Origin of the sequence: Reinekea thalattae (assembly GCF_008041945.1) — a bacterium.
Lineage (GTDB): Bacteria > Pseudomonadota > Gammaproteobacteria > Pseudomonadales > Natronospirillaceae > Reinekea > Reinekea thalattae.
In genome coordinates this window covers 915,450-930,845 of the sequence record NZ_VKAD01000001.1, presented here as the reverse complement: position 1 = coordinate 930,845, position 15,396 = coordinate 915,450, and the positions used below count along the sequence as shown (strand labels likewise).

The window sequence follows — 15,396 nt, the reverse complement described above, 5'->3', positions numbered from 1 at the left end:
AGCCACTGCTATTAAGATATAGCAGAGTCTGAGCCAGAATCCTATCAGTTGATTACATTTGCGCGTTTAATTTAGCGATTTAGTTGGGATGGTAAAACGCTGATAACCAGCTTTCTTAGAATGCGTTGCTTGATGCCTTTAACCTCATACAAGCCAAGTCGTTCTAAGTATTCCTTGGTTTCCATTTTACGCTCTACAGACACCTTAGACAGCAACGCTTTTACCAATGGCCATTTTTTATCGACGTTGGTTTTTAGCTGGCGCAATGCGCCACCAATAGCCACTTCTTGGTCGGTTAGATCGCAACCGAACGGGAAGGCAGGGAACTGTTCTTTAAAGTCTGCTAACAGCTGGCTGAGTGCTTCAGGGGTATTGTGCTTGGCGCTTTCAGGCAGTTTGTAATCTGGACGCAACTTGCCCGCTTGCTTGGCCTTTTGGATCAGATCTTCTTGGAAGCGTGAGTCGGTGATTTTTAGCAACTCTTCAATGATCTCTTGGTCGGTTTTTGCACGTAAGTCGGCAATGCCGTATTCGCTGACCACAATGTCGCGCATATGGCGTGGTACGGTGACGTGACCATAATTCATAACAATATTACTGACTGCTTCGGCACCACGGCGGCGGCAAGAACGCATCATTAGAATAGAGCGAGCGTCAGGAATTTCATGACCCATGGTGACAAAGTTAAACTGGCCACCGACACCACTAACAACTTTACCATCTGCTAAGCCATCACTTGCGGCAGCACCAGAGAGAGTTGTTTTCATGCAGGTGTTAATAAAGCGCGCGTGCTGCAATTGCTTAATACGCAGCTCTTCGTTGCCCTTAATTTGGTTTGTGAACATTACCGACGTCATATTGAATTCATTGAGTTCAGCTTCTGGCATGTTACGCAACGAATCATAGAACTGGTGGCCACCAACAAAGAAGCCAGCGTGAATAACTCGGGCTCCTAAAATGCGATCGCCTAAACCATGTTGTGTCAGCCATTGACGAGTTTCGTCGGCTGTTAATGACGCGGCAACGGACTTGCCTTCATAGCTCAGCGTTTCATCGTTGTAGCTCACTTCCGCTTTTAGTAGACCCCACTGTTTTAGGTAGTCAACGTGACTTTGTGTTAAGTGCGGAGTGATTCTTTCTAACTGAATTAAGGCGTCTAGCCACTCTAATGATGGCTGGTTTGGATCTAAGCCTTGATTAACCAGTTCTTGGATGTGCAGGTCGTCGTAAACTTTACGCTTTAAGATGTCGCCCTTTTTCAGTTCCAGATAGCCTGGTACGAGCATTTCTGTGTTGCCGTATAGCCCTTGCTCAAATGGTTCTGAGCCGCCAATGGATTTTACGACTGGGAATTTCGACAAAGCTTCGGTTTGACCAATGAGACGTTGGTAGATGTCGTTTTGGCTGTTTCTGACCAACAAAGAGTTAACAATGGCATCGCCTAATGAACCAATACCAATTTGTAACGAGCCACCATCTTTAATTAACAGACTGGTGTAAAAACCAATCATGTGATCAGCTGGTGTTACTGGAGTATAAGGCGTTGCAAAGATCGGACTGTACAGCGCTGAATCGTCGTGAATAAGATCGAAAAAGTCTGCAGCTACTTCAGCATCGTTTGGCATGAATGGCATTTGGTCGTTGACCTGACCAATCATGAAGCGTGGTTTGCCGTCTTGAGCAGTTGCCTCACGCATCATATTTTGTACGTCGATGGTAACGTCTGGGTTGGAACCTAGGCTGTAACGAGTGCGACCTTGCTCTTCTTTTTTGCCGATCATCTGACAAACCAGATTACAATTTCGAGCCATCAAATCACGCGGTACGTGAGTGTAGTTGCTGGACAGTGCATATTGCTGAGCTTTTGGGTTTTTTAATACTTCACCCGGCTTAAAATAGAATTCAACAATGGAGACGTTAGCAGGTAATTTTTTACTAAGAACATCGTTAGCAAATTCTAATTCGGGTAAATCTTTAAACTGACGGTCAAAGAACGGCTCTAGTAGTCGGCGCTCAAGGTCGGTTTTTAATTTAGGTCGGTTTAACGACAAGGCTGAATTAATTTCTAGACGGTACTGAGGGTTCTTTTTAGCAACGTTATAGACTGCATTAATCATGTGTGTTGCTTTACCAATACCAATGGGCACGCCCATAACAATATTGCCGTCGAGTTTTTTGAAAAGCTCCTCAGCGAGTTCCAAAAGGTTGGTGTAATCTGTAGTTTTTAATGTCGAACACATGATCAATCGGGTCCTTAATCTCTCTTTTATTTAGCGCCGTTAGGCGGTGCTAAACTGATTGTTTAGTCTGTTTTATCGTACGATTTGGTTTTCGTCGCGGTTCATGGAAATCGGTTGGCTGATGTTTAGACAGCCTGTTTTAATAAGTATTGCAGTGGGTGAGCAAGTTGCTGGTGGCTAAGTCGCTTTACTTGTGAGCGACAAGAGTAACCGGTGGTAAGTAGCGTTTCAGGCTCGTTCTCTTGGATGACATTGCGCCAAGAGAGGTTATAAATTTGTTCAGAATTGTCTCGGTTGCGTGTTTCGTGGCCGAAAGTTCCCGCCATGCCGCAACAACCAACCTGTTCTTCGCGTAGTTCTTGATTGAGAGCGCTAAATATCGCGACCCAGTCTTTCACCGCTGCAGGTGCATTGGTCTTTTCAGTACAATGGCCTAACAGTTTAGCGACTCCTGGTTTGAAGTACTGTGCGTGACTCTGCAATAAAGGCCGGTTTTGCAGTAAAAATTCTTGCAACAGCTGGACGTTAACGGCTGATCCATCCGTGTAATTTTGGTATTCAGTTCGGTAGGTTAGTGTCATCGCCGGATCGATACCAACCAAAGCAATGCCGCTTTGCTGCAACGCGGTTAATCTCTTTAAGGCTTTATTTGAAACCCTTTTAAAGAGTTTAAGGAAACCATGAATATGCAGCGGCTTTCCGTTCGGCTGATAGGGCATTATAAAGACGTTGAAGCCAAGTAACTTAAGACAGTCGACAATATCCATAAAGGTTTCAGTTTCAAAAAAGCTGGTGAAAGCATCTTGCACAATAATTAATGAGCGTGCTTTTTCAGTGTCACTGAGGCCATCGATGTTTTTCGCTGTGGCGTAATGGACATCGCGCTTTTTTAATTCCTGTTTAAAATTAACTGACGACAGCAGTGGGCTGTCGACCATACCTGCAATGTGTTTTAACAGCGCCTTGATAGGCCGTTGAGACATAAAGAAGTTATACAGCCATTTAACGGGCGTTAACGTTAATAGCGGCATAATAAATTCGAGCATGCCAATAAAATAATCTTTCAGCGGCCTTAGGTAGCGACTGTAATAGTGCTGCAAAAACTGCGATCGAAACTCCGGAACATCAACCTTAACAGGGCATTGGCCTTTACAGGATTTGCACGATAAACAGGTCGACATTGCGCTTTCGATTTCATGGTTAAAATCGTATTGGCCAAAGCCTTTCGTCAAGCTGTTAAACGCCCGAGGAATAAAATGCAGTAGCGGCAGTTGGCGCTGCTTTATTAATTCGGTTGTATCGTAAGATTTGTTTTCTAACAAACGCAACCATTCACGAATTAATGAGGCCCGACCTTTAGGTGACTGCTTGCGGTCTAGGCTTATTTTATAGGACGGGCACATCGCATCGAGCGGGTCGTAATTGAAACAGGCGCCGTTGCCGTTGCAATACATACCGCTGCTGAACTGGCTCCAGTTTTTTAATGAGATGGTTCTGTCCAGCTCACCACGTGTTGTTACCTGATCGATTTTTAGCAGCTCTACCTTATCGTCGGCGTTGGCAATTTTGCCGGGGTTTAGCTGATTAAAGGGATCGAACGCTCGCTTTAGGTTTTGCAGTTCTGGGTACAGATCACCAAAAAAATCTGGTGAGAATTCTGAACGCACACCTTTACCGTGTTCACCCCAAAGTAAGCCATTATATTTCTTAACAAGCTCAACGACTTCGGCGGTGATTTTTCGAATTAATTTAAACTGTTGCTCGTCTTTTAAATCCAGAGCAGGGCGAACGTGTAAAACACCAGCGTCGACATGGCCAAACATGCCGTAGCGCAGTTTTTCTCTGTCCAGTACGGCTCTGAATTCCATAATGAAGTCGGCAAGATTTTCAGGTGGTACTGCGGTGTCTTCAACAAAGGGGACAGGACGTCGTTCACCATTGGCGTTGCCTAATAGGCCGACCGCTTTTTTACGCATCGTCCAAATCTGTTTGACATCAATGCTGCCCATAGCAATAGAAAAGCCGGTGTTTTTACCGGCTTTGCCGGTTTCTGACTCGAGCCTTTGCGTCAGTTGCTGAAGCTGCTGTTGCAGTTCTTCTTCGCTGTCGCCGGTGTATTCGACCAAATTAATGCCTTCAATAGCAGGCGCATTGAAGTGCTGGCTGACGGTATGCCAGATGATGTCTTGCTTAGCTAAACCTAATACCGTGCTGTCGATGGTTTCAATCGATGCTGGTTTGGCACTCATTAGCGATTGTGCATCACGCAACGAAGCTTCAAATGAGTCATAAAAAACGTTAACCAGAGCCGAGGTTTTCGGAATAGGCAAGACATTGAGCTTGGCCTCAACAATAAAGCCTAGGGTGCCTTCGGAGCCGCACAACACGCTGTTGAGGTTGAAGTGATCCTGTTCATAAATATGCGCTAAATCGTAGCCTGTCAGGCAGCGATTCAGTGGTGGAAATTTGGCTTTGATATCCTGTTCGCGACGCTGATAGATATCGTTGACGGTAGCGTGTACCTGGCTGATACGATCCTGCTGTGACAGCATCGGCTCTAATTGCTGTTTCGACATTGCAGCGCTGTGCATGAGTTCGCCACCTAACAATACGGTAGAGAGTTGCAGCACGTGATCGCGAGTTTTGCCATATCTAACTGAGCCTTGGCCGCTGGCATCGGTATTGATCATACCGCCGATGGTTGCTCGGTTACTGGTTGAAAGTTCAGGTGCAAAAAACAAACCGAACGGCTTTAGAGCTTGGTTTAGCTGGTCTTTAATGACGCCGGTTTGCACCCGTACCCAACCCTCTTTAGCGTTGATTTCCAACAGCTGGTTCATATGGCGAGATAGGTCGACGACAATGCCATCGGTTAACGATTGGCCGTTGGTGCCGGTGCCGCCACCTCTAGGAGAAAGCACGATGTGCTGCCATTCATCGGTCGCGGCTAGGCGGCAAATATGTTGCACATCTTGGGTGTTTTTTGGGTAGACAACCGCTTGCGGCAGAACTTGGTATATGGAGTTGTCCGTCGCCAGTACCGTACGGTTGGCGTAGTCTGGGCAAAGCTCACCTGAGAACCCACATTCTTGCAATGCTTTTAAAAAAGCAAGGTAAGACTGCTGTACCGAGTCGATCTCGTGTAGGCGGGGTAGCATCAGGGTTTTGGCTCCAAAAACAATAAGGGGCGCTATTTTAATGAAAATGACGTGAATATCGAGTCATTGAGGTAAAACAGGGCATCAATCTGTGAACTTAGGGTCAGTGAATCCGCTAAGTCGCCAATGGCTGGCTAGGCGACTGTATAAAAGAGATATTGAATAATCTCTTGGGTTAGATGGCAGCACTCAGCCCTGTTTTAGTAAGGCTTGCAATACCTGTGTGCGGGTGATGATGCCAAGTAAGCGGCCACTAGGGCTACAGACTGGGTATTTCTTAGGCTTATTGCCGCACATTAGCTGCGCTAGATCGACAATCGACATATCAGGCAGGGCAAAGAGCACATCTTTATGCATCACATCGTTGACCAGCATTTGGCCTTCGTGGTGGTAGCTTTCGTTCAGTAAGTGTTGCAGGCAGTCTTGTTCGGATATGTAGCCAACAACATGCGCCTGTTCGTCTAATACCGCAGCACCAATAACGTGCGCCTGAATCATTTTACGTACCGCATCGTGAATGGTGATTTCAGCTTTCAAGGTCAGTTTGGGTGGCACCATACAGTCGGCCACTGTCATAGCATGAACAGCCATAAGTCAGCTCCTTTTTGGTTGTTGTTATTGAGTACTGCTTTGTTTAACACTAGTCAGACTTGTGGCTGTTGTAAATGTTGTCAGGTGACTCGATTTGTCGTGCTTTGGTTTATAAGTGCCTAGGTTTATAAGTGCCTAGGTTTATAAGTGCTTAGGTTTATTAAGTGCTTAGATTTAGATACTTGAGCGGTAGGGGGCTGACCGCAAGCGAAAAAAAACCGAGCAGTGCTCGGTTTTTAGGGATTGGAGGTTTTCTGCTACTTAAACCGGCTAGTTCATCTGCGCCTTGATATGGCTGATGGCTTCGCTTAATGCAATCTCAACCTTGTCGGCTTCATTTCTTGCTTTGTATTCAATCATGCCGTTTTCGAGGCCGCGATCGCTAACCACTAAACGGTGTGGAATGCCGATCAATTCCATATCGGCAAACTTAACGCCAGGGCTGGTTTTCTTGTCGCGATCATCCAGTAACACATCGAAGCCTGCATCCTGTAGCTCTTGGTAAAGCTTCTCTGCGACTTCCATCACCTGTGGCGACTTATGGGCGTTCAACGGCACGATGCCGACATGGAACGGTGCAATGGCACCTGGCCATTTAATGCCGTTCTCATCAAAGTTCTGTTCAATAGCCGCAGCAACGATTCGGGTTACGCCAATGCCATAACAGCCCATTAGCATGGTGCTGGCTTTACCGGCCTGATCCAGTACGTTTGCGTTCAGTGCCTTGGCGTATTTATCGCCAAGCTGGAAGATATGGCCGACTTCGATACCCTTAACGATGTCGAGCGTGCCTACGCCATCAGGGCTTGGGTCACCAGCGACAACATTGCGTAAGTCGGCAACCTCACCTAAGGCGACGTCACGATCCCAGTTAATATTAAAGTAGTGCTTACCATCGATATTGGCGCCGGCACCGAAATCAGACATCAGTGTAACAGCGCGATCGACGATAAATGGCACTTTTAGAGCAACAGGGCCAAGCGAGCCTGGCGCTGCACCAATGATTTGTTTAATCGCGGCTTCGTCGGCCATGGTCAGCGGCGCTTTAACCTGCGCAAGCTTCTCAGCTTTTAGCTCGTTGAGTTCGTGATCACCACGGATAATCAGAGCAATCAACTCGTGCTCGCTGTCTTCGCTGGCTTCAACGATCAGTGTTTTCACCGTTTTCTCAATCGGTAGGTTAAATTGTTCAACCAGCTGGTCGATGGTTTTAGCATCTGGCGTATCGACTAAAGTCATTTCTTGGCTTGGTGCTGCGCGTTCACCTGCTGGCATCAGCGCTTCAGCCTGCTCAATGTTTGCCGCATAACTACCACCGACGGCGTAAGCAATAAAGTCTTCACCAGAGTCGGCTAAAACTTGGAATTCGTGTGAGGCTTTACCGCCCATTGCACCGGTATCGGCCAGTACAGCGCGGAAGTCCAGACCTAAGCGTTGAAAAATGCGGCTGTAGGCTTGATACATGTTGTCGTATTCTTCGCTCAGGCTTTGTTGATCAACATGGAAGGAGTAGCCATCTTTCATGATGAACTCACGAGAGCGCATTACACCAAAGCGAGGACGGAACTCATCACGGAATTTGGTTTGGATCTGATACAGATTGATCGGTAATTGCTTGTAGCTTTTGAGTTCGTTGCGAGCAATATCGGTGATCACTTCTTCGTGTGTTGGGCCATAAACAAAGTCACGATCGTGTCGGTCTTTAATACGCAGCATTTGGCCTTCCATCTGATCGATACGACCAGACTCCTGCCACAACTCAGCAGGCTGTACCGTTGGCATGAGCACTTCTTGGGCGCCAGCTCGATCCAATTCTTCGCGAATGATTTTTTCGACCTTAGATAACACGCGTCGCCCTGTCGGCAGCCAGCTGTATAGACCAGAAGCAAGTTGGCGAACTAGGCCCGCACGAATCATGAGTTTATGGCTGTCGATGACAGCATCGGCTGGGGTTTCTTTAACCGTCGACAGAAGGTAGCGGCTTGCGCGCATTGAGCGATCCTTATGTTAGAAGTCGCCAAGGCAGCGTTACTCTCATGCCTTGACGGGAATTAGAACAAGAAATTTTCGATCGCGAAGTTTACCAGCTTTTCAGAAGGTAAGACCAGTTGAAAAGCAGCTGATTCGGTGTCGAGATTAGCCTACTGGTGATATGCCAATTATCAGTGGTATGACTTACCAGTGACCGATGCTTTCCATACTCAGCCACGGCTCTTGCGGTTCAAGCTTGTCGCCAGCCTGTAGCAGTTCAATAGAAATATTGTCTGGGCTGCGAACAAATGCCATGCGGCCGTCGCGAGGTGGTCGATTAATGGTGACACCAGCGTCCTGTAATTGCTGGCAGAGCTGATAAATATTTTCAACCTCGAACGCTAAATGACCAAAGTGGCGGCTATCGCCATAGTCTTCATCGCTGTCCCAGTTGTAAGTTAGTTCCACTTCGGGCTCGCCAGGCTTTGTTGCTAAGTAAACTAACGTGAATTTAGCTTCGGGAACTTCTTTTCGGCGAGTTTCAACAAGGCCTAAAAGGTCGCAATAAAAGTGCATGGATTGATCTAAGTCTTTCACTCTGACCATAGTATGTAAGAATTTCATAGTTGCTCCTAACGCTTAAGTTGAATCGTCACCGGCAGGCTGTTGTTAGCCTACTGTTCGCTAAAGGGTAACGATTGTATAACGTCATCGCGATACTTTTCGACGTATTGTTTTTCTCTTTGGCAGAAGCTTTCTGCCGCGGCAAAAAAGTCTTTGTTCGCCAGCCAGTGATAAGAGCGGGTTATGACCGGCTCAAAGCCACGGCTAATTTTGTGCTCACCTTGCGCGCCGGGGTCAAAGCGTTTTCGACCGGTGGTAATGCAATAGTCGATACCGTGATAATAACAAACCTCAAAATGCAATTGGTTGTATTCTTCCAAGCAGCCCCAGTAACGGCCATACAGGCATTCTTGATCTTGAAAGCAGAGCGCGGCCGCCACTGGTTGCTCGTCTAAGTAGGCCATAAAGAGCACCAGCTTTTCGGGCATGGCCTGTAATATTTGCTGAAAAAAAGCACGGTTGAGATAGCCTTGTCGGCCTCGCTTCAAATAGGTGGCATGGTAGTAGTGGTAAAACACATTCAGCTGTTCTTGGCTGATTTCTGCCCCCTGAATGGTCGCCACACGAATACCCTGGTCTGAAACGGCTTTGCGTTCTTTTTTAATGTTTTTTCGTTTACGTGATTTAAACCGCTGCAAAAAATGCTCAAAGCTTTGATAGTTTTGGTTTTGCCAGTGGTATTGAATGTCGTGGCGTTGCAATAAAGGCAGCTTGTCGAGCAGTTGTTGGTCTTGTTGGTTGGCAAATAAAATATGAAAGCCACTGAGCTGCTGTTCTTTACAGATGGCTTTGAGGCTATCAAAAAGCATAGTGGCATCCGACTCATTGGCGTTAATCAGTCGAGGCCCAACCGAGGGCGTAAAGGGCGCAGCGATTAATAATTTAGGGTAGTAGTCTAGGTTGTGTTGCTGGTAAGCGTCTGCCCATGACCAATCAAAAACATATTCGCCCCAAGAGTTGTCTTTGATGTAGGCCGGTAAGCGAAGCCGCTCATCTAACTCAATATGTAACGGTTGCCAGCCAGTTTCGGCACTGCAAATACCAGCTGACTCTAATGCGCATAAAAAGGCGTTTGAAATAAAGGGGTTGTCGTCGCCTAATGCCATCGGTTGCCACTGTTCTAGAAGCTTATAGTTCAACGCATCCTCACTTTTTTTAATCGGCGCTAGCGCCATTATAGTGTTTGGTTCAAGTGAATTTAAGCTGCCTGAACGTTTTATTCCGATGACCTTTTTCCTATTGACGCAAAAAGCCAGTTTGGCGGTAAATATGCGTTGTCATGAAACTTTCACATCAATGTCAGCTAAGTGAAATATTTCGATGAATAATAGCCTCTATGTATAAGAGGGTTTGCTATGAAATTATTTCAGCCAGTACATAACTTAGATTTAGCCATGTTTCAGTGGTGTATGGCCCGCCGCCGTCGCCATCTGCTAACCAATATTGGTCGTGCAATTTCCAAAACAGCCGACGGTTGGGTCTATGCATTGTTCGTGTTTGCCTATGCTGCCATTGATTGGCCTCACGGCGCACATTATCTGAAATACTTTTTATCTGCCTTTGTTATTGAGCGTTTAATTTACTTTGTGCTTAAAAACGGTTTTAAACGTCATCGCCCAGCCGATGCGATTGACGACTTCTCAAGCTTTATTGTGCCTTCCGATAAATTCAGTTTTCCATCCGGCCATACCTCGGCAGCATTTCTGTTTGTGGTCTTTGTCGGATATCTGTTTCCTGCGCTGATGCCGCTTTTACTTTGTTGGGCCGTTCTTGTTGCCATGTCTCGAATCTTTTTAGGCGTACATTTTCCAACCGATACGGTAGTGGGTGCAGTGCTAGGGTCGAGTGTCGGTATTGTTGTATTGAATTATGGAGCGTTTTTGTGAAGATTTTGTACGGAGTTCAAGGTACGGGTAATGGTCATATTACTCGCGCACGTGCCATGCAGGTGGCTTTGGCAGAAGCGGGAATCGAAGTCGATTGGGTGTTTTCTGGTCGCGACAAAGATAAGTTCTTTGATATGCAAGCCTTTGGTGACTATAAGGTTTTTAAAGGCCTTAGCTTTGCCACTCGTGCAGGTAAGATTGATCTAATTAAAACCTTTGCAGAAGCTTCGCTTGTTCAGATGTATCAAGATATACGGACGCTGAACGTCGAGCATTATGATTTGGTCGTCACCGATTTTGAGCCGGTGGTTGCATGGGCGGCACGTAAGAAAAACATTGCTTGTATCGGCATTGGCCATCAATACGCTTTTGATCAAGACATACCGAAAGCAGAGAATACAATCGCCAGTGAAGCCATCATGAAATGGTTTGCACCGGTAGATCTAGGTGTTGGCGTACATTGGCATCACTTTGGCGCTCCTGTGTTACCACCTATCATTGAGCGCGACAGCCACGCCTGCACAGGAACGAATCGTACCTTAGTGTACTTGCCGTTCGAGAAGAGCCAGCAAGTACTAAGCGTGCTGATGCAGTTTGAGCATCCGTTTATTTATCACTGTGGTGATATTGCTCCGGGTGAATACGGCAATGTATTGGTACGCGGCTTTAGTCGTGACGGCTTTAAAGACAGCTTGCATTCAACCGATGGTGTTATTTGTAACGCAGGCTTTGAACTGGCTTCAGAAGCTTTAAGTTTGGGCCGTAAAATCATGGTTAAACCATTGAAAGGCCAGATGGAGCAAGCATCTAATGCTTTAGCTTTATCGCAGTTGGGCTTAGGTTTATCGACGACTAAAATTAATCCTCAGGCGATTGAGCGCTTTTTAGCCAGTGCGCGTCACAGTCAAGTTAATTATAGCGACGTACCAGCGCTGTTAGCGCAATGGCTGTTAAAATACCCTCAGCAGTCGGTAGAGTCACTTGTGCAGCAAGCGTGGCAAGGTGTGGTGTTCCCACATGATGATATTGATTACGCACCGTTAGTCAGCGTTTCTTAGCACTGCTACAACCTATATAAAAAGCCCTTACTGGCAATGATGGTCAGTAAGGGCTTTTTTTTGCCAAAATATTGTCTTTTTAATCCATTCTCGTTGTTATCGCGGCGTGGCTTTATGCAACCAGCAGAGCCTGTACAGCACCTCAACCAAGCTAGGTTTAAATAAAAAAAACACCATTTAAAGAAAGCCACTATTTGAGGAAAGCCAGTAGCTTTACGCTGTAACGATTAGTTGACATTCGCTAAGGCTTAGGGCAGTTTCACTGCTTTGTGTCGCAAGCGGCTTTAATGCTGTTTCGATGATCCTTATTGGGCTTGGGTGTACGGTTAATGAAACTGCATATACGTTGTGAGCAGAGACTAGGTATCTGTGCTGAAATCTTAGAGATCGTTGTTCAACACCAGATTGATCTGGTGGGTATTGAGACCTCTAAGGCGGATGAAATATTTCTGCAATTGCCGGACGTTGAGTTCTCAACGATTCAGCAGCTGATGCCTGAAATACGGCTTATTGTCGGTGTTGAGGATGTATCACTGATTGAATACAGCCCGATGGAGCGCGAGCAGCAGGCTTACAAAACCATTTTAGCGACATTGCCTGAGCCTGTTATCTCAGTTGATACCCGCGGTTTAGTAATTGTTGCCAATGAGGCTGCTCAAAACTTATTAGGGCTGTCTGCTGCGCAACTGCGAGAGCAACCGCTAAAGAATTGGCTAAAAGGCTTTAATCTTAATCGTTGGTTGGATAGTGATCACCCTGAATCACAGGCTGTTAATGTTGATTTAAAAGGGCAGGATTATTTAGCCGATCTGTATCCCATACGTTTAGCCGATGGAGGAGAAGGCCCATTGATCGCCGGTGCCGTGATGACCTTTAAATCACCAGAGCGCCTTGGGCGACAAATTAATGCTTACCATCAGCAGTCGAATCAATTTGACCAAATCGTAGCGCAGAGCCAAGCGATGAAAAAGCTGGTCGATCAAGCGCAGCGAATGTCGGATTTAGATGCACCGTTGCTCATTACCGGTGAGACAGGAACGGGCAAGGAGTTATTGGCTAAGGCCTGCCACCAAAACAGCTTGCGGCGTGAAAAGCCATTTTTAGTTTTAAACTGTGCCGCTATTCCAGATGACGCTGCCGAAAGTGAATTGTTTGGCTTTGCTGGCAGTGCCGATAAAAAAGGCATCATTGAGTTGGCTGAAGAAGGCACCGTCTTTTTAGATGAAATTGGTGATATGTCGCCATTGCTGCAAAATAAATTTTTACGTCTGTTGCAAGATGGCAGCTATCGGCGTGTCGGTGATGAAAAAGAATATCGCTCCAATGTCAGGATTATTTGCTCGACACAAAAGAATCTGATCGAGCTATGTCAAGCAGGGCAGTTTAGGGAAGACCTCTATTATCGATTGGATGTGCTCAAGTTACACATTCCACCGTTGCGCGAACGTAAGGCAGATATTTTGCCGATCGCAGCTAAATTTGTGAATCGTTATGCTGAATCTCGACAAACACCGATTCAGATGTCGATGGCTTTTCAGGATGCACTTAAAGCCAGCGCGTGGCCAGGCAATGTTCGTCAGTTAGAAAATGCGTTATTGCGTGCTGTGCTCATGCTAGAAGATAACGTATTGGAACCGGATCACCTTGAATTGCCTCAAAGTCAGGATAATGCTCTGATGTCGATTGATAGCTTTGATGGAAGCTTAGATGAAACCATGAAGCGTTTTGAAGCTCAGCTTCTAAAGAGTCTGTTTCCCTCTTATCCAAGCAGTCGGCAGTTGGGGAAAAAGCTGGGTGTGTCCCATACCGCGATTGCTAATAAGCTACGTGAATATCGTATTGGTAAGCATGCAGACGGCTAGTGCGAATCCTGTTATTCGTAGGCAATTAAACCGTTTATTCGTAAAAAGTTAAGCATAAAAAAAGCGAGCCGAGACTCGCTTTTTTTTGGTTCTAACCGGTTGATTAGACTTTGAAGTAGTCTAGGGCGTCTTTTTGAGCCTGAGCATGTTTTGCCAGTTCGGTAGATGCCTGTAGCGCCTGATTGATTGCAGATACGTTCTGCTGAACCAAGTCGGATGCTTTGGTGGTATTTTGCGAAATTTCTTCGGTAACACCGGTTTGCTCAACCGATGCGGTGGCAACCATGGCATTAATTTCAGAAATTTTGTTAATCGCTAGCGAGACTTCTTCGAACGCTTCTCTCACCTGTTCGGTCAGTTCTACCGAGCTTTCGATCAGTTCAACATTTTGAGTCATGTTGCTGCTTGCCGTTTCAGACTTCTCTTGCAGCTTCTGAATGATGTCTTGAATGCTGACAGTCGATTGCTGGGTTTTCGATGCTAAAGCACGTACTTCGTCAGCAACAACCGCAAAGCCTCGACCTGCTTCACCGGCTCGTGCTGCTTCAATAGCGGCGTTCAGTGCCAGTAGGTTGGTTTGCTCTGAAATACCGTTAATAACTTCAGTTACAGTGCCGATCTCGATTGAGAATTTGCGTAGCTCATCAACAATGGTTGCTGTTTCTGTAACAGAGTGGTTGATGTCTTTTGCCAACGCCATGTTTTTCTCAAGCGTCTCTTTACCGTCTGCAATGGTTGTTTGGCTAAGCTTGGTTTCTTCTTCAGCATTGACCGCTTTATCACTAACTTCTTGTGAGGTACTGGAAAGCTCGTAAATTGCTGTTGAAATTTGCTCGACCTGCAGTTTTTCGTGTTCCATGTTGGTTAGCGTTTCGCTCATCACGACGTTAAGTTCTTGTGACGAAGATGAAACACTGTCTGAAACCGCTGTCGACTTACCAATCAGTTCATGCAGCTGAGATGACAACTCGATCAGTGAACGATAAATACCAGTATCTTTTGCTGTGGCACGAAGGTTCAATTTTAAATCGCCAGAGGCCATTTTTTCCATCAGTGAGGCGATGTGTTGCGGTGCACCACCGATTGGTCGTAATACCAGTTTTTCTAGTACAAAGTGTAGGATGACAATGGCAATGATGAATGAGATAAGGCCAATTGATAGAGACGTAATTAGCTGCTGGTTGGCGCTTTTGAAAATAACATCGTTTTCAGCCAAGCTGACATAGCCCCAGCCGTTGATGTCCATTTGACCCCAAAAAGCAGTGTACTCAACCTTCTTACCACCAGAGCGATCAACGTAAGTCATTTCTGGTGACTCTTCGCTAAATTCTTCGAATTCAGGAATAGCTTCGAAAATCTTTTGACCAATTAGCTCTTCATTCGGCGCCACTACAATGGTGCCATTGTCGGTATACATAAAGAGATTTTTTCTTTCTGCAAGATGATTGATGAAGATATCTAGATGCACCGTTATCATTAGAGCGGTATCAGCTTTTAACTTATACGCCATAGCAAAAGAGACTTTGTTGTTACTCTTGTTTGTGTACGGTGAGCCAACGTAAAATTGTTTGCCGTCTTCAAAAATCGCGTTGTAGTAACTGCGACCTTTATAGTTGGCCGACATCTTTTCACCAGAGCGGCGATAGGCTGAACCGGAGGTGTCAAACAGGTAAACACCATTGCTTCGATTTTTTAAAATTTCATAAACCGATGACATCGTCGCAACATTTTGCTCATTTAGATGTTCTTCATTAACATCGTGACCGCCCATCTCCATCGATGCAAAAACGTCGACATAGCTGTTAAACTTTTCAGTCATTTCTGCTTCTAGAGCAAGGTTTCGTTCAATCAGAATCTGCTTGTTGAGATCACGGCTTTCAGATCGGAACGACAAGAAGTCGAGTAGAGCAATAATCAAAATGATTACCGCTACGATACAGCCTAGGGCTGAAAATACTTGAAGTTTAAATTGTTTCATAATTCTTAGGTCCTTTGGATCCTTTATG

General features: G+C 45.8%; 10 protein-coding genes. 3 read left to right on the top strand and 7 right to left on the bottom strand.

Features of this window, described 5'->3' with window-relative positions; translation table 11 throughout:
* Positions 1-71: 71 nt before the first annotated feature.
* The 6 genes from FME95_RS04210 to FME95_RS04185 all read right to left on the bottom strand — a co-directional run bounded on the left by FME95_RS04210 (position 72) and on the right by FME95_RS04185 (position 9,723).
* Positions 72-2,240, bottom strand: a complete 2,169-nt coding sequence (locus FME95_RS04210) for an acetyl-CoA hydrolase/transferase C-terminal domain-containing protein (RefSeq protein WP_147713169.1) — start codon at positions 2,238-2,240, stop codon at positions 72-74.
* A gap of 125 nt (positions 2,241-2,365) precedes the next feature.
* A complete protein-coding gene (gene ydiJ / locus FME95_RS04205) occupies positions 2,366-5,398 on the bottom strand; it encodes a D-2-hydroxyglutarate dehydrogenase YdiJ (protein ID WP_147713168.1) in 3,033 nt (1,010 codons plus the stop codon).
* A gap of 189 nt (positions 5,399-5,587) precedes the next feature.
* Positions 5,588-5,989, bottom strand: a complete 402-nt coding sequence (locus tag FME95_RS04200; RefSeq protein WP_147713167.1) for a CBS domain-containing protein — start codon at positions 5,987-5,989, stop codon at positions 5,588-5,590.
* A gap of 270 nt (positions 5,990-6,259) precedes the next feature.
* Positions 6,260-7,981 carry a proline--tRNA ligase gene (locus FME95_RS04195; RefSeq protein WP_147713166.1) on the bottom strand — a complete coding sequence of 574 codons (1,722 nt, stop codon included), beginning with the start codon at positions 7,979-7,981 and terminating at the stop codon, positions 6,260-6,262.
* A 183-nt stretch (positions 7,982-8,164) separates the two neighbouring features.
* Positions 8,165-8,584, bottom strand: coding sequence for a VOC family protein (locus FME95_RS04190; protein WP_147713165.1), 420 nt, complete (start codon positions 8,582-8,584; stop codon positions 8,165-8,167).
* Positions 8,585-8,634: 50 nt separating this feature from the next.
* Complete coding sequence (locus tag FME95_RS04185; RefSeq protein ID WP_187265437.1) at positions 8,635-9,723, bottom strand: GNAT family N-acetyltransferase; 1,089 nt, start codon at positions 9,721-9,723, stop codon at positions 8,635-8,637.
* Positions 9,724-9,939: 216 nt separating this feature from the next.
* Here FME95_RS04185 and FME95_RS04180 point away from each other — a divergent pair, with 216 nt between their 5' ends.
* The 3 genes from FME95_RS04180 to tyrR all read left to right on the top strand — a co-directional run bounded on the left by FME95_RS04180 (position 9,940) and on the right by tyrR (position 13,390).
* Entirely contained in the window at positions 9,940-10,470 is a 531-nt protein-coding gene (locus FME95_RS04180) for a phosphatase PAP2 family protein (RefSeq protein ID WP_147713163.1), read from the top strand.
* Positions 10,467-11,528: an MJ1255/VC2487 family glycosyltransferase gene (locus tag FME95_RS04175; RefSeq protein WP_147713162.1), complete on the top strand. Its 1,062-nt coding sequence runs from the start codon at positions 10,467-10,469 to the stop codon at positions 11,526-11,528. The genes FME95_RS04180 and FME95_RS04175 overlap by 4 nt, the downstream gene beginning before the upstream one ends.
* Before the next feature lie 329 nt (positions 11,529-11,857).
* Positions 11,858-13,390, top strand: coding sequence for a transcriptional regulator TyrR (gene tyrR, locus FME95_RS04170; RefSeq protein ID WP_147713161.1), 1,533 nt, complete (start codon positions 11,858-11,860; stop codon positions 13,388-13,390).
* A 103-nt stretch (positions 13,391-13,493) separates the two neighbouring features.
* On the opposite strand, the gene FME95_RS13605 is transcribed toward tyrR, so the two are convergent.
* Complete coding sequence (locus tag FME95_RS13605) at positions 13,494-15,368, bottom strand: methyl-accepting chemotaxis protein (protein ID WP_187265436.1); 1,875 nt, start codon at positions 15,366-15,368, stop codon at positions 13,494-13,496.
* Positions 15,369-15,396: the final 28 nt, after the last annotated feature.

Coding starts and splice junctions, on each gene's coding strand:
- FME95_RS04210 (WP_147713169.1), bottom strand. CDS start 2,240: ATGTGTTCGACATTAAAAACTACAGATTACACCAACCTTTTGGAACTC.
- ydiJ (WP_147713168.1), bottom strand. CDS start 5,398: ATGCTACCCCGCCTACACGAGATCGACTCGGTACAGCAGTCTTACCTT.
- FME95_RS04200 (WP_147713167.1), bottom strand. CDS start 5,989: ATGGCTGTTCATGCTATGACAGTGGCCGACTGTATGGTGCCACCCAAA.
- FME95_RS04195 (WP_147713166.1), bottom strand. CDS start 7,981: ATGCGCGCAAGCCGCTACCTTCTGTCGACGGTTAAAGAAACCCCAGCC.
- FME95_RS04190 (WP_147713165.1), bottom strand. CDS start 8,584: ATGAAATTCTTACATACTATGGTCAGAGTGAAAGACTTAGATCAATCC.
- FME95_RS04180 (WP_147713163.1), top strand. CDS start 9,940: ATGAAATTATTTCAGCCAGTACATAACTTAGATTTAGCCATGTTTCAG.
- tyrR (WP_147713161.1), top strand. CDS start 11,858: ATGAAACTGCATATACGTTGTGAGCAGAGACTAGGTATCTGTGCTGAA.
- FME95_RS13605 (WP_187265436.1), bottom strand. CDS start 15,368: ATGAAACAATTTAAACTTCAAGTATTTTCAGCCCTAGGCTGTATCGTA.